17 protein-coding genes and 3 pseudogenes are annotated in these 20,964 nt (G+C 73.2%); 8 read left to right on the plus strand and 12 right to left on the minus strand.

Going from position 1 to position 20,964, the window contains the following annotated elements; all coding sequences use genetic code 11:
* The first annotated feature begins 21 nt into the window (after positions 1-21).
* Positions 22-1,110, plus strand: coding sequence for a substrate-binding domain-containing protein (locus tag AB0J08_RS09455; RefSeq protein ID WP_360629548.1), 1,089 nt, complete (start codon positions 22-24; stop codon positions 1,108-1,110).
* A 121-nt stretch (positions 1,111-1,231) separates the two neighbouring features.
* Here the strand turns inward: AB0J08_RS09455 and AB0J08_RS09460 are convergent, their stop codons facing one another.
* Both AB0J08_RS09460 and AB0J08_RS09465 read right to left on the minus strand, forming a co-directional pair.
* A complete protein-coding gene (locus AB0J08_RS09460) occupies positions 1,232-1,564 on the minus strand; it encodes a YnfA family protein (protein WP_360629551.1) in 333 nt (110 codons plus the stop codon).
* 151 nt (positions 1,565-1,715) lie between these two features.
* A complete protein-coding gene (locus tag AB0J08_RS09465; protein WP_360629554.1) occupies positions 1,716-2,930 on the minus strand; it encodes a pyridoxal phosphate-dependent aminotransferase in 1,215 nt (404 codons plus the stop codon).
* A gap of 96 nt (positions 2,931-3,026) precedes the next feature.
* Between AB0J08_RS09465 and AB0J08_RS09470 the strand changes: the two are divergent.
* Together AB0J08_RS09470 and AB0J08_RS09475 are read left to right on the plus strand one after the other, a co-directional pair.
* Positions 3,027-3,377, plus strand: a pseudogene (locus AB0J08_RS09470) (helix-turn-helix domain-containing protein); the annotation flags it as partial.
* 467 nt (positions 3,378-3,844) lie between these two features.
* The gene (locus tag AB0J08_RS09475) at positions 3,845-4,666 is read left to right on the plus strand and encodes an SGNH/GDSL hydrolase family protein (protein WP_360629557.1); all 822 of its coding nucleotides are present in this window, start codon (positions 3,845-3,847) and stop codon (positions 4,664-4,666) included.
* A gap of 132 nt (positions 4,667-4,798) precedes the next feature.
* On the opposite strand, the gene AB0J08_RS09480 is transcribed toward AB0J08_RS09475, so the two are convergent.
* Together AB0J08_RS09480 and AB0J08_RS09485 are read right to left on the minus strand one after the other, a co-directional pair.
* On the minus strand, positions 4,799-5,803 hold the full coding sequence (locus tag AB0J08_RS09480; protein WP_360629560.1) for a magnesium and cobalt transport protein CorA: 1,005 nt from the start codon (positions 5,801-5,803) through the stop codon (positions 4,799-4,801).
* A gap of 230 nt (positions 5,804-6,033) precedes the next feature.
* Entirely contained in the window at positions 6,034-7,698 is a 1,665-nt protein-coding gene (locus tag AB0J08_RS09485) for a DUF2079 domain-containing protein (protein WP_360629563.1), read from the minus strand.
* A 275-nt stretch (positions 7,699-7,973) separates the two neighbouring features.
* Between AB0J08_RS09485 and AB0J08_RS09490 the strand changes: the two genes are divergently transcribed.
* Both AB0J08_RS09490 and AB0J08_RS09495 read left to right on the plus strand, forming a co-directional pair.
* Positions 7,974-8,912 carry a pentapeptide repeat-containing protein gene (locus AB0J08_RS09490; protein WP_360629566.1) on the plus strand — a complete coding sequence of 313 codons (939 nt, stop codon included), beginning with the start codon at positions 7,974-7,976 and terminating at the stop codon, positions 8,910-8,912.
* A gap of 435 nt (positions 8,913-9,347) precedes the next feature.
* Positions 9,348-9,731, plus strand: a pseudogene (locus AB0J08_RS09495) (ATP-binding protein); the annotation flags it as partial.
* 129 nt (positions 9,732-9,860) lie between these two features.
* On the opposite strand, the gene AB0J08_RS09500 reads toward AB0J08_RS09495, so the two are convergent.
* The 7 genes and pseudogenes from AB0J08_RS09500 to AB0J08_RS09530 form a co-directional block, all read right to left on the minus strand.
* Positions 9,861-10,463, minus strand: coding sequence for a hypothetical protein (locus AB0J08_RS09500; RefSeq protein WP_360629569.1), 603 nt, complete (start codon positions 10,461-10,463; stop codon positions 9,861-9,863).
* Positions 10,460-11,782 carry a hypothetical protein gene (locus AB0J08_RS09505; protein ID WP_360629572.1) on the minus strand — a complete coding sequence of 441 codons (1,323 nt, stop codon included), beginning with the start codon at positions 11,780-11,782 and terminating at the stop codon, positions 10,460-10,462. Before AB0J08_RS09505 ends, AB0J08_RS09500 begins: the two co-directional genes overlap by 4 nt.
* A 1-nt stretch (position 11,783) precedes the next feature.
* Positions 11,784-12,536 carry an ATP-binding cassette domain-containing protein gene (locus AB0J08_RS09510; protein ID WP_360629575.1) on the minus strand — a complete coding sequence of 251 codons (753 nt, stop codon included), beginning with the start codon at positions 12,534-12,536 and terminating at the stop codon, positions 11,784-11,786.
* Positions 12,537-12,698: 162 nt separating this feature from the next.
* Positions 12,699-13,100, minus strand: a complete 402-nt coding sequence (locus AB0J08_RS09515; protein WP_360629578.1) for a hypothetical protein — start codon at positions 13,098-13,100, stop codon at positions 12,699-12,701.
* A 356-nt stretch (positions 13,101-13,456) separates the two neighbouring features.
* Complete coding sequence (locus AB0J08_RS09520) at positions 13,457-14,188, minus strand: tyrosine-protein phosphatase (RefSeq protein ID WP_360629581.1); 732 nt, start codon at positions 14,186-14,188, stop codon at positions 13,457-13,459.
* 58 nt (positions 14,189-14,246) lie between these two features.
* A complete protein-coding gene (locus AB0J08_RS09525) occupies positions 14,247-15,389 on the minus strand; it encodes a hypothetical protein (RefSeq protein ID WP_360629584.1) in 1,143 nt (380 codons plus the stop codon).
* A gap of 115 nt (positions 15,390-15,504) precedes the next feature.
* Positions 15,505-15,699 (minus strand): annotated as a pseudogene (locus AB0J08_RS09530) (DUF397 domain-containing protein); the annotation flags it as partial.
* Between the two features lie 326 nt (positions 15,700-16,025).
* Between AB0J08_RS09530 and AB0J08_RS09535 the strand changes: the two are divergent.
* A complete protein-coding gene (locus tag AB0J08_RS09535) occupies positions 16,026-16,607 on the plus strand; it encodes a DUF3995 domain-containing protein (protein WP_360629920.1) in 582 nt (193 codons plus the stop codon).
* A 16-nt stretch (positions 16,608-16,623) separates the two neighbouring features.
* On the opposite strand, the gene AB0J08_RS09540 is transcribed toward AB0J08_RS09535, so the two are convergent.
* Positions 16,624-17,520, minus strand: a complete 897-nt coding sequence (locus tag AB0J08_RS09540) for an aminoglycoside phosphotransferase family protein (RefSeq protein WP_360629587.1) — start codon at positions 17,518-17,520, stop codon at positions 16,624-16,626.
* A gap of 63 nt (positions 17,521-17,583) precedes the next feature.
* Here AB0J08_RS09540 and AB0J08_RS09545 point away from each other — a divergent pair, with 63 nt between their 5' ends.
* Positions 17,584-18,165: a hypothetical protein gene (locus tag AB0J08_RS09545; protein WP_360629590.1), complete on the plus strand. Its 582-nt coding sequence runs from the start codon at positions 17,584-17,586 to the stop codon at positions 18,163-18,165.
* 124 nt (positions 18,166-18,289) lie between these two features.
* Positions 18,290-20,779: a Tex family protein gene (locus AB0J08_RS09550; protein WP_360629593.1), complete on the plus strand. Its 2,490-nt coding sequence runs from the start codon at positions 18,290-18,292 to the stop codon at positions 20,777-20,779.
* Positions 20,780-20,964: the final 185 nt, after the last annotated feature.

Genomic DNA, 20,964 nt, shown 5'->3' on the forward strand with positions numbered 1-20,964 from the left:
AGTCAGGAGGCACCACCCACCATGAACAGAACGACCCGTCGCGCCGCCGCCGGCACGGCCACGCTGGCGCTGGCTCTCGCCCTCGCAGCCTGCGGCCAGAGCGACGGAGCACCGAAGTCGAACGGCGTCGCGAGCAGGACCATCGGCCTGCTGCTGCCCGAGAAGACCTCCTCCACCCGGTACGAGGCCTTCGACAAGCCGCTGATCGAGTCCACGGTGGCCTCCCTCTGCACGGGGTGCGTCGTCGACTACGCCAACGCCGACGGCGACGAGACCCGCCAGAAGCAGCAGTTCGACGACCTGCTGGCCAAGGGCGTCAAGGTCGTCCTGCTCGACCCGGTGAACGCCAAGATCACGGCCTCCTGGGTGGACGCCGCCGCCGCCAAGGGCGTGAAGGTCGTCGCCTACGACCGGCTGGCCGAGGGCAAGGTCGCCGCGTACGTCTCCTTCGACAACCAGCGCACCGGCGAGATCCAGGGCCAGGCCCTGCTGGACGCGCTCGGCCCGAAGGCCGCCGCCGCCACGGTCGTGATGATCAACGGCGCGGAGTCCGACCCCAACGCGGCGATGTTCAAGGCCGGCGCGCACCGGGCCCTGGACGGGCGGGTCAAGAAGATCGCCTACGAGCAGTCCGGCGAGTGGAAGCCGGAGGTGGCCCTGGCGAAGACGAACGAGGCCATCCGGAACCTCGGCAAGGACGGCTTCCAGGCCGTGTACGCGGCCAACGACGGCATGGCCGCCTCGGTCATCGAGGCCCTGAAGGCGGCCGGGATCAAGAACGTCCCGGTCGGCGGCCAGGACGCCTCCCTCGACGCGGTGCGCCGGGTGCTCACCGGCGAGCAGGCCTACACCGTCTACAAGCCGTACAAGCCCGAGGCGGACGCCGCCGGGAGCATCGCCGTCCAGCTGCTGAAGGGCATGGACATCAACGCGGCGGCCAACTCGGGCGTCGACAGCGGCGGCCAGCGGATCCCCTCGCTGCTGCTCACCCCGATCGTGGTGACGAAGGCGAAGGTGCAGGTCACGGTGGTCGGCGGCGGCCTGTACAAGGCGTCGGAGATCTGCGCCGCACCGTTCGCGGAGGCCTGTGAGGCGGCCGGCGTCAAGTAGCGCACGGCGTCAGGTGGCGCATGAGGTCCACGTGGCGCACGACGTCACGTGGCGCACGGTGCCATGTGGCGCGCAGTGTCATGGGGCGTGCCGCCGGGGGGCGGCACGCCGGTCGGGCGGATCAGCGCCGGGGCCCGTACATGATCACGGCGACCCCGGCCAGGCAGATCAGCGCCCCGGCCACGTCGTAACGGGTGGGCCGGAAGCCGTCCACCAGCACGCCCCAGAGCAGCGAACCGGCGACGAAGACACCGCCGTACGCGGCCAGCACCCGGCCGAAGGAGCTGTCCGGCTGGAGCGCGGCGACGAAGCCGTACCCGCCGAGCAGCACCACCCCGAGCCCGGCCAGCCACCACGGTCGCGCCTCGCGCACGCTCTGCCAGATCAGCCAGCAGCCGCCGATCTCGGCGAGCGCGGCGAGGGCGAACAGGGCGGCGGAGCGCAGGACGGTCATGGGCGACAAGCCTACGAGCCGTGGAGGTCGCCTCCGTGGGACGGGCCGTCGTGCTCCTCCGGGGCGGCCGGCGGTTCGTCCTCGCGCTCCCGCCCGCCTGAAGCCCCCCGCAGCCCCGGGGTGCCGGGGTGGAGCGGCCGCCGGGGGGCCGTCAGACCTGCCGGTACGTGGTGAGGAAGCGTCCGATCCGGTTGATCGCCGTCTCCAGGTCGTCGGCCCGGGGGAGGGTGACGAAGCGGAAGTGGTCCGGGCGCGGCCAGTTGAAGCCGGTGCCCTGGACGACGTGGATCTTCTCGCGGAGCAGCAGGTCCAGCACGAACTGCTCGTCGTCGACGATTCGGTGCACCGCCGGGTCCAGCTTGGCGAACGCGTACAGCGCGCCCTTGGGCTTCACGCAGCTGACGCCGGGGATCTCGTTCAGCGCCTTGAACGCGACGTCGCGCTGCTCGGCGAGCCGGCCGGTGGGCAGGACGAGGTCGTTGATGGACTGGTGGCCGCCGAGCGCGGCCTGGACGGCGTACTGGGCCGGGACGTTGGGGCAGAGCCGCATTCCGGAGAGCATGGTGAGGCCCTCCAGGTAGTCGGTGGCGTGCTGCTTGGGCCCGGAGACGACCAGCCAGCCACTGCGGAAGCCGGCCACCCGGTAGGACTTGGAGAGGCCGTTGAAGGTGAGGGTCAGGACGTCCTCGGCGAGCGCGGCCAGGCAGTGGTGCTCGGTGCCGTCGTAGAGGATCTTGTCGTAGATCTCGTCGGCCAGGACCATCAGCTGGTGCCGGCGGGCGAGGTCGAGGATGCCTGCCAGCAGCTCCTTCGGATAGACCGCGCCGGTCGGGTTGTTGGGGTTGATGACGACGATGGCCTTGGTGCGGTGGGTGATCTTGGCCGCGATGTCGTCGAGGTCGGGGTACCACTCGGCCTGCTCGTCGCACGCGTAGTGGACGGCCTTGCCGCCGGCCAGCCGGACCACGGCCGTCCAGAGCGGGTAGTCGGGCATCGGGACGAGTACCTCGTCACCGTCGTCGACCAGCGCCGTGACGGCCATCTGGATCAGCTCGGAGACGCCGTTGCCGAGGTAGACGTCGTTGACGGTCACTCCGGCGACGCCGCGCTGCTGGTAGTACTGCACCACCGCGCGGCGGGCCGGCAGGATGCCGCGCGAGTCGCTGTAGCCGTGGGCGTTCGGCAGGTTGCGGATGATGTCCTGGAGGATCTCCTCCGGCGCCTCGAAGCCGAACGTCGCCGGGTTGCCGGTGTTCAGCCGCAGCACGCTGTGCCCGGCCTCCTCCAGCGCGTTGGCCCGGTCGACCACCGGGCCGCGGATCTCGTAGCACACGTCCGTCAGTTTGCTGGACTGCCGAAACTCCATCTGAGGCCTCCCGACCGGTCACCCCGCACGTTCTGGTTGCTTTGTTCTACCAAGTAAGTACTTGGAAAGTCCAACCTTTTGGCTATGCTGATCCACATGTCACGCCGAAGCTACGACCAGTACTGCGCCGTCGCCCGCGCCCTGGACGCGGTGGGGGAGCGCTGGAGTCTCCTGATCGTCCGTGAACTCCTCGCCGGCCCGCGCCGCTACACCGACCTGCACGCCGACCTGCCCGGCGTCTCCACCGACATCCTCGCCACACGGCTGAAGCAGCTGGAGAGCGAGGGCCTGGTGCTGCGCCGCCGGCTGGAGCGGCCCGCCAACGCCACCGTGTACGAGCTCACCGAGCGGGGCGCGACGCTGCGCGGGGTGATCGACGCACTCGGCGCGTGGGGCCTCGGCCTGCTCGGCGAGCAGCGCCCGACGGACGCGGTGCGGGAGCACTGGATCACGGGGGCGGCGGGCAGCGCCGGAGGCGGTTCGGAGAGCGCCCCCGCTACGGCCGGCCGTCGCGAGAACGCCGAGGACGGTGCGGTGCTGGCGGGCTAGGGCCCCATGGATCAGGAGTTCTCCGGAGTTCCTGACGCGGTGGTCTCCGAACCTCGCCGCTCCGGGGAGACGGGGCGGACCGGGTTCGCGCAGTTCCGGGTGGAGCTGCGCGAACCCTCCGTACCGGCGGCGGATCCGTCGGACTCCGACGACCGGCTCCCCCGTTGCCGGTCGTCCGGCGGCCGTCGGTCCGGCACCGGTGCTCGCCGGGCGTCCCCTCCCGGCCCGACCCACTCTGCCGGAGGCCGATAAACGACCGGTCGCCGTTCGCTTGCCGCCGCCGTCGAGCGGGGACCTCCCGCCACCCGGTCGTTCCGGGGGGTGTCCCCGGGATCCGGTGGAGGTGCGCGTACGATCGTCGAGCCATGGAGAACACACTGGGGCAGAGCGCGCCCGGCGCGCCCACCGAGACCACCGGGTACACCAGTTACGTCGCCGTCGGGGACTCCTTCACCGAGGGCATGTGCGACGACCTGCTCCCCGACGGCCAGTACCGGGGCTGGGCCGACCGGGTCGCCGACCGGCTCGCCGCCGAGCAGCCGGCCGGCGCCTTCCGGTACGCCAACCTCGCCGTCCGGGGCAAGCTGATCGGCCAGATCCACGACGAGCAACTGGCCACCGCCGCCGCGATGCGCGCCGAACTCGTCACCCTGGCCGGCGGCCTCAACGACGTGCTGCGGCCGCGCTGCGACATCGCCCGGGTCGAGGACCTGCTCGGCCGTTCCGCCGGCGCGCTGCGCGCCACCGGCGCCACCGTGGTGCTGTTCACCAGCACCGACCCCACCCGCCGGATGGCGGGCAGCGCGCGGCTGCTCCCGGCCATCCTGCGGATGAAGGGCTTCGTGCACGAGCTCGGCCAGGACCCGGGCATCGCGGTGGTCGACCTCTTCTCCGCCCCCTGCTTCGACGACCGCCGCCTCTGGGCCGAGGACCGTCTGCACCTCGCCCCCGAGGGCCACCGCCGGGTCGCCGAGGCCGTCCTGGAGGCGCTCGGCCGCCCCGCCGCCTTCGACTGGCGCGCCCCGCTGCCGGCCGCCGCCCCGCCGCGCCGGGCGGAGAAGCTGGCCGCCGACGCCCGCTGGGCCCGGACCCACCTCGGCCCCTGGATCGGCCGCCGCCTCACCGGCCGGTCCTCCGGCGACGGCCGGCCGCCGAAGCGCGCCGAGCTGCTGCCCTACGAGGGCTGACCGGGGCCGTCCGCACCGGCCGTCCGCCCGGCCCGGGCGGACGGCGTCCGTGACCGCCGTCGTAGGTGCCCCCGCGGGTGCCGCCGTGCTCGCCGCGCCGTGCTCGTCGTGCTCGCCGCGCCGTGCTCGCCGTCAGAGCCAGTCGTTGCGCCGGAACGCGCGGAAGATGAACACGCACACCGTGGCGACGAGCAGGACCACCGCCGGGTAGCCGTACGTCCAGTGGAGCTCCGGCATGTGGTCGAAGTTCATGCCGTACACCCCGGCCGCCAGGGTGGGCACCGCCGCGAGCGCCGCCCAGGCACTGATCCTGCGCATGTCGGTGTTCTGCTGAAGCGACAGACGGCCGATGCTCGCCGACAGGATGCCGCCCACCAGCTCGTCGAAGGCGGCGATCCGCTCCCGGGCCTGCGCGTGGTGGTCGGCGACGTTCCGCAGGTACGCGGTGATCCCGGTCGGCACCTGCGGCAGCGAGCCGTCGCACAGGCGCTGCAACGGCGCCCCGAGCGGTACCACCGCCCGCTTGAACTCCAGCAGCTCGCGTTTGAGCTGGTAGATCCGGCCGGCGTCGTCGGTGCGCTCGGGGGAGAACACCGCGGACTCCAGCTCCTCCACGTCCCGCTCGAAGGCGTCGGCCACCTCCAGGTACTGATCGACCACGGAGTCGGCCACGGCGTGCAGGACCGCGGCCGGGCCGAGGGCCAGCAACTCGGGCGCGGCCTCCAGGTCCCGTCGCACCCCGGTCAGCGACCGCGCGCTGCCGTGCCGGACCACGATGGCGAAACCCGGACCGGCGAACACCATGATCTCGCCGGTGTCCACGATCTCGCTGGTCGCCGTCACCCGGTCGTGGTCGACGTAGGTGATCGTCTTGAGCACCAGGAACAGCGTGTCGCCGTACCGCTCCAGCTTCGGCCGCTGGTGGGCGCGGACCGCGTCCTCCGTGGCCAGCGGATGCAGCTCGAACGCCGCCGCGATCTCGGCGAACTGCTCCGCGGTCGGCTGGTACAGGCCTATCCAGACGAACCGCCCCGGCGCCTCGTCCATCCGCCGCAGCGCCTCGGCCGGCTCGATCCCGCCCGGCAGCCGCTGCCCGTTCTCGTACAGCGCGCAGTCCACAACCGCTCGCGCAACCATCACCCACCGCCTTCCGGACGCCGCCGGCGGGACGCGCGACGGGATGCCGCCGACGGGACGCCGCCACCGACGGCCAGCCAACCTACCGGCTGCCGTCCGGCCGCCACACCACCGCGGTCGCGAGGAGGCGGGCCGGGAACCCGGGAGGGCCCGCGGCGGCCGGGCGGTGCGTCCCCGACGCTTCGAGCAGCAGCAGCAGCAGCAGTCGCAGCCGCCGGCGCCCCGTCGGGTCAGCCCCGGAAGAGGTTGTGGCCGACGTCGGACGGCACCTCGTCCTGGTACCCCGTGCTGTCCGGGCCGGGCACGTGCTCGCCGGGGACCGGCTCGGTGCTCTCCCGGTGCAGCAGCACGACGCCGTCCTCGGACCAGAGCTGGCGGTAGCCGTGCGCCAGCAGCAGCTCGATCCGGGCCGCCTGCTCCCGGTCGGTCTTGAACGGGAACGCGCGCTTGTCGGAGCGGATCAGTACGTACTCGCGCCCGCGCGGGGTGCCGTCCACCAGCACCACGTCGGTACGGGCGGTCAGCCGGGGGGCGGCCTGGTTGTCGGCCTCGACCGAGGCGCCGTCCGGGATCCGCTCGGCACCCCGGATCAGCGCGGCCTCGCTCGCCTTCGGCTGCCAGTAGGCGGGGACGAACAGGTTGGCCGCCCCGAGCGGCAGCGCGGCCGCGATCGTCACGGCGGCGGCCGCCACGCCGAGGCGCAGGGTGCGCACGCTGCCGTGCCGGCGGCCGAGCACCTCCAGCGCCGCGACCAGCAGGATCGGCCAGAGGAACGCGTCGTAGTGCCGGGCGACCGACCAGTGGTTCGGGTTGCTGGAGAGCACCCGTTCCGCCAGCAGCGGGAGGGCGCACAGCACCGTCGCCGAGCGCAGCGGCAGGAGGAACAGGGTGCCGAAGATCCAGAGCAGCAGCAGCGGCTTCAGCGGGGCGTCGAAGGCGGCCGAGACTAGCAGGGTCGGGTCGGCGAGCACGCTGGAGGCGGCATCGCCGGCGTCCGTGCCCAGCGAGCCGTAGTTCCAGTAGTAACCGGGCACCCCGCCCATCGCCGGCACCAGCCAGGCGATCGCCACCACCGAGGCGAGCGGCCCGCCGAGCAGGAAGCCGGTGCCCCAGCGGGCGGTCTGCCGGCGCCGGTCGCGGTCCTCGTCCCGGCGGGCCCGCAGCAGCAGCACCAGCCCGTACGCGCCGACCGCCAGCCCCAGGTCCTCCTTGGTGCAGCAGAGCAGCAGACCGGCCAGTGCCGCCGTGCCGTAGCGGCGGGCCAGTCCGCGCTCCAGCATCAGCAGGGTGAGCGGCACGGCGAAGGCCACCTCGTGGAACCCGCCGCGCGAGGCCACCAGCAGCGGCCAGCCCAGCCCGTAGGCGAGCGCCGCCAGGTCGGCGGCCCGGCGGGCGGTGCGCGGGTCGGCGTCCGCGAAGCAGCGGTCGGCGATCCGGCGGATCAGCGGTACCCCGGCCGCGAACAGCAGCGCCTGGCCGACCAGGAGCGAGCGCGGGTCGTCCCAGAGCCAGTAGAGCGGTGCCAGCAGCGCGATCACGGGGGAGAAGTGGTCGCCGAGCAGGGAGAAGTCCGGGGGGAACTCGTGGTGGAAGCTCTTCAGCGTCGACACCGGCAGGCCGAGGTGCGCGTACCCGCGCACGCCCTGGTCGAAGATGCCGAGGTCGAAACCGCCCAGCTGGGCGGTGGTCCACTGCTGGGCGCCGATCGCGAGGCAGACGGCGAAGCAGAGCAGGGTGAGGGCGGCGGTCCGGGTGCGGCGCGGGAAGCGCAGGGTCTCGGCCGCCTTCGTCCCCGCCTCCGCGGGCGTGGTGCCGTCCGCGGGCGCCGCTGCGGCGCTCCGGGCGTCCTCGCTGCCCTCGGTGTCCGGGTACGCCGTCACGTCGTGCCGGGACATGCCTGCTTCCTCCACTGTTCGGTTGCTCCGGTGCCTCCGGTGCCCCCGATTCGTACAGACCCGAACCGACACCGGCCGACCACACTAACGGACTGCCGATCCCCGTCCCCCGGTTCCCGGGCGGCCCGGCCGCGGCGGCGGTGTCGGTACGCTCTACCGCAGGCCCTCGCAGACTTCGCGCAAGCCCCGGCGGATCCCGGCAGCCCCTTGCCACCCGGACCGCCCCTGCGGACCCGGACCGCCCGGGCGCCGCCGTACGGAGGAAGACCAGCCCAGTGACCGAGCCCACGCCCGCCCCCATCAGCCTGCTGTCCGACTGCGGGAGCTGTTTCGGGCTGTGCTGTGTCGCGCTGCCGTTCGCGGCCGGCGCCGACTTCGCCGTCAACAAGCCGGCCGGCACCCCGTGCCGCAACCTGCAGGCCGACTTCGGCTGCGGCATCCACGCCCGGCTGCGCGACAGCGGCTTCCAGGGCTGCACCGTGTACGACTGCTTCGGGGCCGGCCAGCGCGTGTCCCAGGTCACCTTCGGCGGCCGGAGCTGGCGCGAGGCGCCGGAGGACACCCGGCGGATGGTCGACGTGTTCCCGGTGGTGCGGCAGCTGCACGAACTGCTCTGGTACCTCACCGAGGCGCTCACCTACGAGCCCGCCCGCCCGGTCCACGCCGAGCTGCGCCGGGCCCTGGCGGAGACCGACCGGCTCGCGGCCGGCACGCCGGCGGAGATCCTGGCGGTGGACGTGCCCGCGCACCGCCACGGGGTGAGCGAGCTGCTGCTGAAGGCGAGCGAGCTGGTCCGGGCCGCCGTCCCGCGCCGCAAGGAGCACCGGGGCGCCGACCTGTTCGGTGCCCGGCTGCGTGGCGCCGACCTGCGGGGCGCCAACCTGCGCGGGGCGCTGCTCGTCGCGGCCGACCTCGCCGGCGCCGATCTGCGGATGGCCGACCTCATCGGGGCCGACCTCCGGGACGCCGAGCTGGCCGGCGCCGACCTCACCGACGCGCTCTTCCTCACCCAGGCCCAGCTCAATGCGGCCCGCGGCGACGCCGCCACCAAGCTGCCCCCCGCCCTCACCCGCCCCGGCCACTGGGCCACCACGGTCACCCAGGTCACCGGCGCCCCGGCGGCCACCGCACGCCGGGGCGCCGGTGGGCGGGGTGACCGCAAGCCGCACACCGGCCGCTCGGGCGGCACGGGCGGCAGGCCGCGCCGCCGCTGACGGCCGGACGCCTCCGTGCGCGCTCCCCGCCCGTGCTGCCGCTCCACGCCACAATGTCCATCTGCCTGAACTCGCATATATGGGACAGATTTTGGCCCATGTGTCCAATGCGGGCCGTTCTTCGTGCGCCTTTGTTCCTCCTTGTCCCCTGACACCTTCGATTCCGCGGCCTATACATGTAGCCATGACTCGGACAACCGAACGCAAGGCGCGCCCGCAGTTTGAACTCCACTGTGGAGGGCTGCACTTGACTGTCGACCGATTGCCCGTCTGGCTGATCACGCTGGTCACCGGCGGGGGCGGCCTGGCTGCCTGGTGGGGTGGCCGGTGATCCGCTCGGAGTGGCGACCGCCCGTTGGTCTCGCCCGTATGAAAGAAACGGATATGGATCTTCTGCCGCATCTGGACGGTACGGAGCGCGGCCTCGTCGTGATGATGTGCGGCCTCCCCGGCTCGGGCAAGAGCACCTGTGCGCAGGCCCTTGAACGCCGCGGCTTCACCCGGCTGTCGATCGACGAGGGGGTGTGGGCGCGCATCGGTCGCGACGCGGCCGACCTCGACCCGGCGGAGTACGAGCAACTCAAGTCCGCCGTGGAGCAGGAGCTGTGGGAGGAGCTGATCCGGCTGATGACGGCGAGGCTTCCTGTCGTCATCGACTACAGCTTCTGGAGCCGGGCCACCCGGGACCGGTACAAGGCCGCGATCGAGAGCCACGGATGCCGATGGGAACTGGTCCGCCTCAAGGCCGATCTCGAAATCCTGCGAAGCCGACTGGCCGACCGCAACCGACGGAACGACGCGAACACCGTGACCGTCTCCGACGCGCTCCTGGAACGCTATAGTACTTCGCCGCCTTCGAGGAGCCCGTCGGTGAGGGCGAGCGCGTCATCGTCCAGGAACGGCTCCCGAGGTCCTCACCGCGCTGAGGTCGAGGCCCTGGGCCGGCCGTCAGGCCAGTACGTGCAGGTCGGCCGGCGGGCGGTGGCGGAGCAGCGTGCAGGTGGTGCCGGCGAGGAGGGTGAGGGCCACGGCGGTGAGGGCGTACGGGGACGCCGCGGGGTGGAGCGGCCAGGCCCAGGGTTCGGGGCGGCCGTCGGGGTGCCAGCCGGCCGCCGAGCAGAGCAGCGGGACGGCGGCGATCGCGGCGGCGGCTGGACGGTGGCCGAGCAGGGGGTGGAGCAGCAACGCCGAACCGAGGTAGCCGGCGATGTTGCGGGCGAGGACGAGGGCGAGGTCGCCCTCTCCGGCCACATGGGCGAGCACGCCCGCTGCCGCACCCGCCGTCGCCACGGCCAGGGCGAGCCCGGCGTCCAGGCCGCGCAGGAAGCGCCCGGCGACGGCCTCCGTCCGCAGGTCGCCCCGGCCGAGGCCGTGCAGCAGGAACACCGCGGGCAGCAGCGTGATGACGTGCGCCACCAGGAAGTGCCCGGCGTGCCCGCGCAGCGCGGGCACCGGCAGTTCGCCGTCGCCGACGAGCAGGCCCAGTGCGAACGTCCCGGCCAGGGCGGCGAGGACGCCGGGTACCGCGCGTGCCTTGCACCACCAGATCACCGGGCACCGCCCGGGGGCAGCGCAGGCGCCGGGGTGTCGCAGTGCCGCAGGGCCTCGGTCGTCGCCAGGTACCAGTCGAGTTGGGCCTCCCGGGGGAGTCGCAGTACCTGTTCGGCGAGCGCGGCGTCCTGCGCGCCGAACCGGCCCCGGGTGTCCGCTGTCGTCCCGTTCGAGGCTGTCCTCTCCGGTGCTGTCCTGTCCGGTGCCGGCGAGTCCGGTGTCGCCTTGGCCGTGAGCCAGGCGGTCACCGGTCCGGCGGCCGCGCCCGCCGGGTAGGGGGCGCCGGACCGGGCGCAGTCCGGGGCGCGGGGGAGCAGCCCGCCGACCACGCCGGGTGCCACGTCCTGCACGCGGGCCGTGGTGGGGATGCCCAGCTTCGCCTCGCCCGGCCCCGGGCGGGCCGCCATGGTGAGCGTCGCCGGTACCGGGACGCCGTGTCCGGCCAGGGTGGTGACGACGCGTCGGGCCTCGTCGCGGACCGGGCCCGCGCGGGTGCCGCCCAGCTCCGGCCAGAGGCAGACCCGCGGCCGGCCGTGGTCGCAGACCAGCGCGGTGGCGGGCCGGTCCAGTACGGGCTCCGGGCCGAGCCCCTGGGCCGGCTGGGCGGCGAGCGCCACCCCGGCGGCCGTCACCGCCAGCGCGCCGGCGAGCGCGGCCGGCGCACCCCGGTACCGGATCAGCAGGACGGCTGCCGCGCACACCGCGCCGGAGAACGCCAGCGAGCTCGATACGGCCTTCTGGTCGAGGACCTGGTCCACGGCGCAGCAGTCGGAGAGCCCGCCGCCGACCAGGTGCCGCAGCCAGTAGGCGTCGAAGGAGGCCGGGTAGGCGTTCAGGACGAAGCTGCTGACCAGAGCCAGCGGTACCGCGACCACCGGTGCCAGGACCCGTCCGACGATCGAGCCGACCAGGGTGTTGGCGAGCAGCAGCCCGACCCAGACGGCGAGGACGCCCGGCGCCACCGCGCCGGTCATCGTGCCGCCGGCCAGCGCGGTGGTGCCGAGGGCCGCGGCCATGCCGAGCCCGCCCGTCACCGCCACCGGCAGCAGAACGGGCGCGGTGATCGACAGCGGCGACCGGACCGGTGAGCGGTCGAAGACCCGCCCCCGGTGCAGCCGGCCGCCCTCCCAGGCTCCGGCGGCCGCGCAGGCCGCGCAGGCGAACGGCAGCGCGAGGCTCGCGTGTCCGGCGGCGGAGAGGCCGTAGGCGGGAGTGACCCAGGCGGTGAGGTCGTCGGCGAGCGCGACCAGGACGAAGCCGACCAGGAACGGCAGTGTCCGCAGGCCGGCGGAGGTGCGGAGGACCGTGCGCAGCAGCACCTCAGGCCTCCCGCTCGACCAGGCGCGTGTAGGCGGCCTCGGCGCCGGCACCGGTACCGAGGCCGGTGTCAGGGCCGGTGGCGAGGGCGTGGAACGCCTCGATGCCACCCTGGAAGCGGACGCGGCCCTGATCCAGCACCACCACGTGCCGGTAGGTCGCGGCGAGGTCCTCGGTCTGGTGGGTGGAGACGATCACGCTGACCTCTCCGGCCAGGTCCTCGACGAGGGTGCGGAACATGCCCCGCTGCGCCGGGTCGAGCCCCGCGGTCGGCTCGTCCATCAGGATCAGTTCGCTGCGGTGGGCCAGACAGCCGGCGATGCCCAGCCGGCGCAGTTGCCCGCCCGAGAGCCGGTGGCTCCGGCGGTCGGCGAGCGGGGCCAGGCCGACCCGTTCCAGCGCGCCGGCCGACGCCTGCCAGGCCTCGGCGCGCGACATGCCCTTCAACCACCCGCAGTACGCGACCTGTTCGCGCACACTGAGTCCGGGCACCGGCGTCACCTGTTGCGGCAGCCAGGCCACCGCCCGCCGGTACGCGGCCCGGCCGCGGTGCCCGGTCGGGGTCTGCCCGCGCCAGGAGACGGAGCCCTGTCGCGGGGCGAGCTGGGAGGCGGCCAGCGCCATCAGGGTGGACTTTCCGGCGCCGTTGGGGCCCAGCAGGACGGTGGCCGGATCGTCGATCCGCAGGGCGAAGCCGGCGAAGAGTCCGGCCTTCCGGGTGTACCGGAAGTCGATGCGGTGGAATTCAAGGGTCATGGCGGGGCCGACGCATTTCGCTCGGTGGGTGCGGGGGCGACGCGGTGGGAGGGGAGATGTGCCGACGGGCGGGGGCTCCGTCGGCACACCGGTAACTCCGGAAGCTCGGGGTGTTCCGGAAACTCCGGCAGCTGGGGAATGCGGCTCAGGAGCGGGCCGGGCTCAGTACTGGGCGCTCACCGAGTCGACCCAGAGCTTGCCGCCGGAGCGCACGCCCTCCAGGGCGAAGTAGTACTCGCCGGAGCTCTGGTCGCCCCAGACGGAGGTGTCGCACCGGTTCAGCCGGTAGCCGTAGGACTTGTCGGGGCCGAAGACGTCCTTGTAGAGCTGGAGATCGGCGTTCTTGAAGTCGTTGGTGTCGGTGGTGCAGCCCCTGAACGACACCGTCGTCACGGCGTCGTCCCGGTCGTTGTCCGCCCATCGACGGGACTCCGAGCCGGGCCCCCAGTTGCTGATGTGGGACGTCCAGGAGCCCTCCGCGAGGGCCGGCGTCGCCCCGGCGAACCCGAGCAGCGCGGCCGCTACCAGAATGCCGCGCACGAGCGTGCGGTGCTTTGCGTGCATATCCCGTCCGATCTTTTCGGTGACGCCGCGACGGGCGTCATGCAGGCAAAAAGAAACGAGCGGAGGTTCGACTGCCACCGGCCTTGATCACCCGATCGGACGAGCCGCCGCGGGAATGACCCTAGCGTGCACGAACAGCTGCCCAGAACTATTATTTCCGGCCCTTCGGAGAGTGAGGATGGTGGGGCCATGGCTTGGCAAGTCGGTGATTTGAAGTGGCGGAAGATTTACTTCGCCGAAGGGAAATCGGCCCAGGTCTTTCGGGGATGTTCAGCACTGATCGATGAGCTGTTTAGCTCTGATTTCTTGCGATTGTCATTCCCGCGAGGGCCTGGCTGATTTCCGCTGTCGAGCGACTACTCGGCGAGCAGTCGGGCGCGCAGCGCGGCGATCAGCTCCTCGTCGACGCCGAGTGTGCCGGTGGCATACGCACGTACCGAGCCGTGGGCGGCGGTGAGGTCGGCGAGCACGTGGCGGATCACGTCCTCCGGCGCGCGCCCGTACCCGGGCCAGCGCAGCGTGCGCCCGGGGTTGGCGGCGTGCCAGTCGGCGACGAAATGCGACGTGGCCAGCTCGGTGAGCGCGAAGTCGGCCGCGATGTCGTCCTCGGGGACATCGAGCAGGTGGAGGACGAGGGCCGCGATCAGCCCGGTACGGTCCTTGCCGGAGGCGCAGTGGAAGACCAGCGGCCGGTCCGCCGTCGCGACGAGTTCGAGCACCTGGCGGATCTCCGCCACCCCGTCCTCGGCCACCTCCGCGAACCGGTCGGCGAGATGGCGCCAGGGGTCGACGTCCGGGTCGATCTCCGCCTGGTCGTACGGCCGGTGCTCGATCGAGAGGTTGTGGTACGCCACCCCGTCGATCTCGGGTATCCGCCCCTTGGCGGCGATCTCCCAGGGGTAGCGCAGGTCGATCACGGTGCCGATGCCGAGCTCCCGGAACCGTGCGAGGTCGGCGGGGGAGGAGAGCTTGCCGAGCGAGTCGGACCGGTAGAGCCGGTGCCACCGGACCGACTGCCCGTCAGAGGTGCGGTATCCGCCCAGGTCACGGAAGTTGTGCAGGGCGTCGAAGGTGATGTGCCGTGTCATGTTCCGCACCCTACCGAGCGGCCCGAGCTGCCCGGGCAGACCGAGCAGCCCCGCGAGGTCACGCCTTGTAGTAGAGGTCGAACTGGCGCGTTCCGGTCGAGGTGTTGTCCGTGATGCCGAAGCAGAGGCGCAGCCCCAGGGGGCCGGTGTAGACGGCCATGCCCTCCGGCTCGCGGGGGTTGGCAGCCCCGTCCGCCTCCGAGTGGGTGCGCCGGATGTAGTGGGTGTCCGGGGCGTTGAGCGTCCCGTTGAGGTCCATCGACGTGGTGTGGATGGACCACTTGTCCACGCCGGAGAGCGGGAGCGCCGGGCCACTCGTGCGCGGGTCGCCGTCCAGCATGTACACGTACTGGCCGTGCGACGCGAAGCCCTGGAACGTCGCGGGAGCGCTGGTCGGCTGACCGCCGGCGTCCGCCTTGTACAGGTCCGGCTGCTGGATCCGGGCGAGCGGACCGGGCAGCGCGGAGCCGTTGATCGCGGCTGTCCGGGCCGCCGCCAGGTCGTAGGCGGCGAACCAGTGCGCGTCGTCGAGCATGTAGCGCAGGAGAAGGATCCCGTAGGTCGCGTCGACGTACGGGGTCATCGAGGTCGCCGCCGGATCCGGGGACGCCAGCCGCTGGACGACCGGGTGGCTGGTCCACAGGACGGTCTCGTTCGCGAACGGGAACCGCACGATCTCCTGGCCGTAGCCGTTCCGGGCCGCGTTCGCCTCGGTCCACACGTAGGCCGGTGCGCCTCCGACCGCCGGCTCGATGCCGAGCGACACACCGTGCCCGAAGCCGAGCAGGTACATGTGGCCCAGGACGGCGCCGGTGGCCAGGTCGTGCTTGGTGAGGCAGAGATCGCCGGAGTCGGCGTGCTGGTCGCCGCTGATGGACGGCGTGACGGCGACCTGGGCTCCCGACCGCAGGTAGGCGACCTGGCTCGCCCCGGCTATCTGCAGCGTGAAGAAGTGGCCGTTGACCGAGTCGAACGCGAAGCCCTGCAGCGTGGTCGAGGTGTCCCGGTTGACGACGTCGGGGAGCCACGACGCCGACCCGCTGGCCACATCGATCAGCGGTGCGCCGGTCGGCATGTTCGCCGGGTTCGTGACGACGTCCGCCCGCGCGGCGCCGGGAACAGCAACGGATCCGGCCGCGGCTGCGGCGACGCCCGCTCCGGCGACCATCAGTCGACGTCGGGACACCAGAGGCGATGGCATGGGACTCCTCAGCTCGTCAGTGTGATGCCGGTCGGCCGTTCGGCACACGCGGACCGGCCGGCGGATCACTGTAGACGAGGGGAGCCCGGCGTCGGAGAGCTGGAGCTGCGAGACGTCAGGAGGCCTGCGGGGGAGGGAACTCGTCGGCGCGGACGACGTCGACGAACGCTTGCCAGACGGCGGAGGGGAAGGAGAGGACGGGGCCCTCGGGGTCCTTGGAATCGCGGACGAGGCGGCCGCGGCGGTCGTCGGCCACCTCGACGCAGTTGCCGCCGTTGTTGTCGCTGTAGCTGGACTTTCGCCACGAAGCCTCGGGCGTGTGGGGCTTGGCGGGGGTCTGTTGAGAAGTCCTTCCCTCACACTGCGGATCAGAGAGGCGCTGTCGCTGGGAGACGGCGCATCCGCTTGGAGGCGATCATAGGCCCGCTGCCTTCGCTGGACCTCCTTCGGATCCTCGATGAAGTGACCCTGGCCCAGACCGCTCTCTGAGCGGGTCGCCGGTCCCGGGCGGGCGGCGGGAAGTGGCTCCCACGGGGGAGGGGGATCCTCCGCGCAGATGATCTGCCGCCGTCACCGTGCTGCCACGGTGGAGTCATGTCGATCATGCGTTCTTCGGGTGACACGGTGCGCCCGGTCATGCACCGGGTACGGGGTCCACGGGGTCTCCACCCGGGCCCGTGGTGGGGCCACGCCGTTGCGGCGTGGGGGCTTCTGTTCGCGGCGCCCAGCTTCGTCTGGGCGACGGGCGGCACCTTCGGTGCTCGGTCGACCGTGGCGCCGTCGCTGGTGGAACTCGCTCGCGACCGCGTCCCGTGGTTTCTTGCCGTCCTGTGGGTGACCGGTCTCCTCAAGGTCTTCGGCGCCCTGATCGGGGTCGGCCTGACCCGGTGGCGGAGCCTGCGGATCAGCCGCTTCCTGGTGTTCTGCGGTGGGGGTGCGACGGTTCTGCTCGTCTGGCACGGTGGCCTCTTCGTCCTCCACGGCCTGCTGGTCGAGGCCGGGGCCATCGCGGTCGAGCCCGATCTGGCCGGGCTGACCCGTTGGTACCTCTACCTGTGGGGGCCGTGGTTCATCGTCGGCGGCCTGCTCTTCGCCGCCGCCACCACGCGCTACGCCCGCCGTCATGACGACCGGCGCGGATTGCGGCTCCTCGGTGGCATCGGTGCGCTCGGCGCACTGCTCCTGTCCCTGGCGTCGACGGTCGCCGGGATCGGCTGACGGCCGCCGCGGCCGGTCACACGCTGCGGTCGGCCAGGACCTCCCGGATCACATGGCGGGCGTTGGCGGCCAGGGCCGGGTTGGTGGTGCGGTAGTAGGGGAGTTGGATCAGGGCGATGGACAGCGCCCAGGCGCGGCCGCGCTCCCAGGCGGCGTCGTCGGCCGCCAGGGCGGCGCGGAAGACCGGGCGGGCGGGGGCGGGGAGCAGGTTCCAGGCGACGATCAGGTCGACGGTCGGGTCGCCGACACCCATCAGCCCGAAGTCGATCACCGCGCTGAGGTGTTGACGGCGCAGGAGGACGTTGCCGGGGGAGAGGTCGCCGTGCATCCAGGCCGGTCTGCCGGTGTGTTCCGGCAACCGAAGGGCCTTCTCCCACACGGTGGTTGCCGCGTGGGTGTCGATCGCCCCGCGCAGCCGGCCGATCGCCGCCCGGGTGGAGGCGTCGCGGGCGGCCAGCGGCACGCCCCGGGAGGCCGGCGGGCCGTCGGCGGGGTCGACCGCGCGCAGGGCGGTGACGAACCCGGCGAGGTCCTGGGCGAGTTGGACGGGTGCGGTGGTCGCGCCGACGACCGGGTTGGCGCCGTCCAGCCACCGCAGCACCGACCACTCCCACGGGTAGCCGGCGGCCGGCCGGCCGAGCGCGAGCGGGGCGGGAATGGGGAGCGGCAGGTGCGGGGCCAGCTGGGGCAACCAGCGCTGTTCGCGCCCCACGCTGTCGGCGGCCCAGCCCACCCGGGGCAGCCGGACGGCGAGTTCGGGGCCGAGCCGGAACATCGCGTTGTCCGTCCCGGCGGAGGCGACCCGCTCGATCCGCAGCCCGGCCCAGTGCGGGAACTGGGCGGCGAGCAACCGCCGTACCAGGGCGGTGTCGATGTCCGGTTCGTCGTCATGCATCCGGGCTGCAGCGCACATGCCCGGCACTGTACTCCCGGGCTCCTCGGCCGTTCGCGGTATTTCGAACACTAGGGTGGGGCGATGGCGAACAGGTGGGGACGTTGGGTCGCGTGGGGGGCGTTCGGGGGCGCGACCGCGTTGGTGGGCGCCGCCGTGGTGGGCCGGTTCCACCGGCGCTCGGGCGGACTGCTGGTGGTGAGGGAGTGGCTCGACCAGCCGCTGCTGTTCGGGACGTGGGCGCTGGCCCTGCTGATCGTGGCGCTGCTGTTCTCGCCGTGGCCGTCGTGGGTGCGCGGCGGGCTCGGCTGCGCCGTGGTCGTGCTGGGCGTGGGCACCGTGCCGTTCTGGATCCTCTCCTCGGACGGCCCCCGGACCACGCGCACCGAGGCCGCGCCGGGGCGCCCGGACCGCGTCCTGGTGGTCCGGCAGGACCAGGTCGGGTTCGGGCCCGACCCGCTCTACCTGGTCTACGTCGACGAGGGTTCGGGTCTCGCCACCCGCCGCTGGAGGGTCACGTACGTCGGCGAGGACCACGACTACCTCCACGAGGCCGCCTGGGACGGACCGGACCGGCTGCGCGTGGCGACGAGCCGGGGTGGCACCCGGCTGATCACGATCCTCGCCGACGGCCGACCGGAGACGACCGTCGGCGACCGGTCCTGACGGGGTTCCGCACCAGGCGGGCCCGCGCCACGCCCGGCCGCGACGGGGCGGGCGGGGGCGTCGGGGGTACCTGCCAGAATGCGGGGGTACGGGGAAAGCAACTCTGGAGAAGGTGACCGGCTTCGTGAGCACGCCAGACGAACAGGTGGCCCAGCAGGCCCAGCAGGCGATCGAGCGGAAGATCGCCGAGGAGCTGGGCGTCCGCGGCGGCCAGGTGAAGGCGGCCGTCGACCTGCTCGACGGCGGCGCGACCGTGCCGTTCGTCGCCCGCTACCGCAAGGAGGCCACCGGCTCGCTCGACGACACGCAGCTGCGCACCCTGGAGGAGCGGCTGCGCTACCTGCGGGAGCTGGAGGAGCGGCGCACGGCCGTCCTGGAGTCGATCGAGGCGCAGGGCAGGCTGGACGACGCGCTGCGCGCGCAGATCCTCGCCGCCGACTCCAAGGCCCGCCTGGAGGACATCTACCTCCCGTACAAGCCGAAGCGGCGCACCAAGGCGCAGATCGCCCGCGAGGCCGGCCTGGAGCCGCTGGCCGACACCCTGCTCGCCGACCCGACGCAGGACCCGGCGGCCGTTGCGGACGCCTACCTGAACGACGCGGTGGCCGACCGGGCCGCCGCACTGGAGGGCGCGCGCGCCATCCTGGTCGAGCGGTTCGGCGAGGACGCCGACCTGGTGGGCTCGCTGCGCGAGCGGATGTGGACGCGCGGCCGGGTGGTCGCCACCGTTCGCGCCGGCAAGGAGCAGGACGGCGCCAAGTTCGCCGACTACTTCGACTTCGCCGAGCCGTACACCAAGCTCCCCTCGCACCGCATCCTGGCGATGCTGCGCGGCGAGAAGGAGGAGGTGCTGGACCTCGAACTCTCCCCGTTCGACGGTCAGGAGGGCGGCGACCTCCCCGGCGAGAGCGACTACGAGCAGCGGATCGCCGCCCGCTTCGGCATCGCCGACCACGGCCGCCCGGCCGACAAGTGGCTGGGCGACACCGTCCGCTGGGCCTGGCGCACCCGCATCCTGGTGCGGCTGGGCATCGACCTGCGCGGCCGGCTGCGCCAGGAGGCCGAGGACGAGGCGGTGCGCGTCTTCGCCGCCAACCTGCGCGACCTGCTGCTCGCCGCCCCGGCGGGCACCCGCGCCACGATGGGTCTGGACCCGGGCTTCCGGACGGGCGTGAAGGTCGCGGTCGTGGACGCCACCGGGAAGGTCGTCGCGTACGACACGATCTACCCGCACCAGCCCGCCAACAAGTGGGACGCCGCGCTGGCCACGCTGGCGGCGCTGGCGAAGAAGCACGCCGTCGACCTGGTGGCGATCGGCAACGGCACCGCGTCCCGCGAGACCGACAAGCTCGCCGAGGACCTCATCAAGCGCCACCCGGAGCTGAAGCTCACCAAGGCGATGGTCAGCGAGGCCGGCGCCTCGGTCTACTCGGCCTCCGCGTTCGCCTCGCAGGAGCTGCCCGAGCTGGACGTGTCGATCCGCGGCGCGGTCTCCATCGCCCGCCGGCTCCAGGACCCGCTGGCCGAACTGGTCAAGATCGACCCCAAGTCGATCGGCGTCGGCCAGTACCAGCACGACCTGAGCGAGGTGAAGCTGTCCCGCTCGCTGGACGCGGTGGTCGAGGACTGCGTCAACGCGGTCGGCGTGGACGTCAACACCGCCTCCGCGCCGCTGCTCACCCGGGTCTCCGGCATCACCGGCACGCTCGCGGACAACATCGTCTCGCACCGCGACGCCAACGGCCCGTTCCGGACCCGCAAGGCGCTCAAGGACGTCGCCCGGCTCGGCCCGAAGGCGTTCGAGCAGTGCGCGGGCTTCCTGCGGATCCCGGACGGCGACGACCCGCTGGACGCCTCCAGCGTGCACCCGGAGGCGTACCCCGTGGTGCGCCGGATCCTCGCCGGCACCGGCGGCCGGCTGAGCGAGCTGATCGGCAACAGCGCCGCGCTGCGGGCGCTGCGGCCGGCGGACTTCGCCGACGACACCTTCGGCATCCCGACCGTGACCGACATCCTCGGCGAGCTGGACAAGCCGGGCCGCGACCCGCGTCCGGCCTTCCGCACGGCCACCTTCAAGGAGGGCGTCGACAAGATCGGCGACCTGGAGGTCGGCATGCTGCTGGAGGGCGTGGTCACCAACGTCGCCGCCTTCGGTGCCTTCGTCGACGTGGGCGTCCACCAGGACGGCCTGGTGCACGTCTCGGCGCTGTCGAAGACCTTCGTCAAGGACCCGCGCGAGGTGGTCAAGCCGGGCGACATCGTCACCGTGCGGGTGACCACCGTGGACGTGCCGCGCAAGCGGATCGGGCTGACGCTGCGGCTGGACGACGAGGTCGGCCGGGAGCGCGGCGGCGACCGGGGCGGCAGTCGCGGTGGCGAGCGGGGCGGCGAGCGGGGCGGCGACCGCGCAGGCGACCGGGGCGGACGGCAGGCGCGCCCGCCGCGCCAGGACCGGCGCGGCTCGGGCGGCGGCTCCGGCGCGGGCTCCGTCGGCGGCTCCGGTTCGGGCGGCCAGGCCCCGCTGGGCAACGGTGCGATGGCCGACGCGCTGCGCCGGGCCGGCCTGACCGGCGGGTCCGGCTCCGAGGGCGGCCGCCGCTCCGGGCGCCGCTGAGCCCGGGAACCGGCCGCCGAGGGCGGTGACGGACGTACGGCGGGCCGGTGGACGCGGAGTCCCCCGGCCCGCCGTACGTCCGTCGTTCCCCGGCTGAGGACCTCCTCCGCGGCCCGTCGGTGCTCCGCCTCGGCGCGGACCGCACGCGGCACCGGCGCGCAGGGCTGGCGCACGGCACCGACGTG

Origin of the sequence: Kitasatospora sp. NPDC050463 (assembly GCF_040655255.1) — a bacterium.
GTDB lineage: Bacteria > Actinomycetota > Actinomycetes > Streptomycetales > Streptomycetaceae > Kitasatospora.

Bases quoted from the DNA above. Each gene is read 5' to 3' on its own strand.
- AB0J08_RS09540 (WP_360629587.1), bottom strand. From the start codon at position 17,520: ATGTGCGCTGCAGCCCGGATGCATGACGACGAACCGGACATCGACACC.
- AB0J08_RS09535 (WP_360629920.1), top strand. From the start codon at position 16,026: ATGCACCGGGTACGGGGTCCACGGGGTCTCCACCCGGGCCCGTGGTGG.
- AB0J08_RS09455 (WP_360629548.1), top strand. From the start codon at position 22: ATGAACAGAACGACCCGTCGCGCCGCCGCCGGCACGGCCACGCTGGCG.
- AB0J08_RS09525 (WP_360629584.1), bottom strand. From the start codon at position 15,389: ATGCCATCGCCTCTGGTGTCCCGACGTCGACTGATGGTCGCCGGAGCG.
- AB0J08_RS09460 (WP_360629551.1), bottom strand. From the start codon at position 1,564: ATGACCGTCCTGCGCTCCGCCGCCCTGTTCGCCCTCGCCGCGCTCGCC.
- AB0J08_RS09545 (WP_360629590.1), top strand. From the start codon at position 17,584: ATGGCGAACAGGTGGGGACGTTGGGTCGCGTGGGGGGCGTTCGGGGGC.
- AB0J08_RS09520 (WP_360629581.1), bottom strand. From the start codon at position 14,188: ATGACACGGCACATCACCTTCGACGCCCTGCACAACTTCCGTGACCTG.
- AB0J08_RS09515 (WP_360629578.1), bottom strand. From the start codon at position 13,100: ATGCACGCAAAGCACCGCACGCTCGTGCGCGGCATTCTGGTAGCGGCC.
- AB0J08_RS09465 (WP_360629554.1), bottom strand. From the start codon at position 2,930: ATGGAGTTTCGGCAGTCCAGCAAACTGACGGACGTGTGCTACGAGATC.
- AB0J08_RS09475 (WP_360629557.1), top strand. From the start codon at position 3,845: ATGGAGAACACACTGGGGCAGAGCGCGCCCGGCGCGCCCACCGAGACC.
- AB0J08_RS09480 (WP_360629560.1), bottom strand. From the start codon at position 5,803: ATGGTTGCGCGAGCGGTTGTGGACTGCGCGCTGTACGAGAACGGGCAG.
- AB0J08_RS09510 (WP_360629575.1), bottom strand. From the start codon at position 12,536: ATGACCCTTGAATTCCACCGCATCGACTTCCGGTACACCCGGAAGGCC.
- AB0J08_RS09485 (WP_360629563.1), bottom strand. From the start codon at position 7,698: ATGTCCCGGCACGACGTGACGGCGTACCCGGACACCGAGGGCAGCGAG.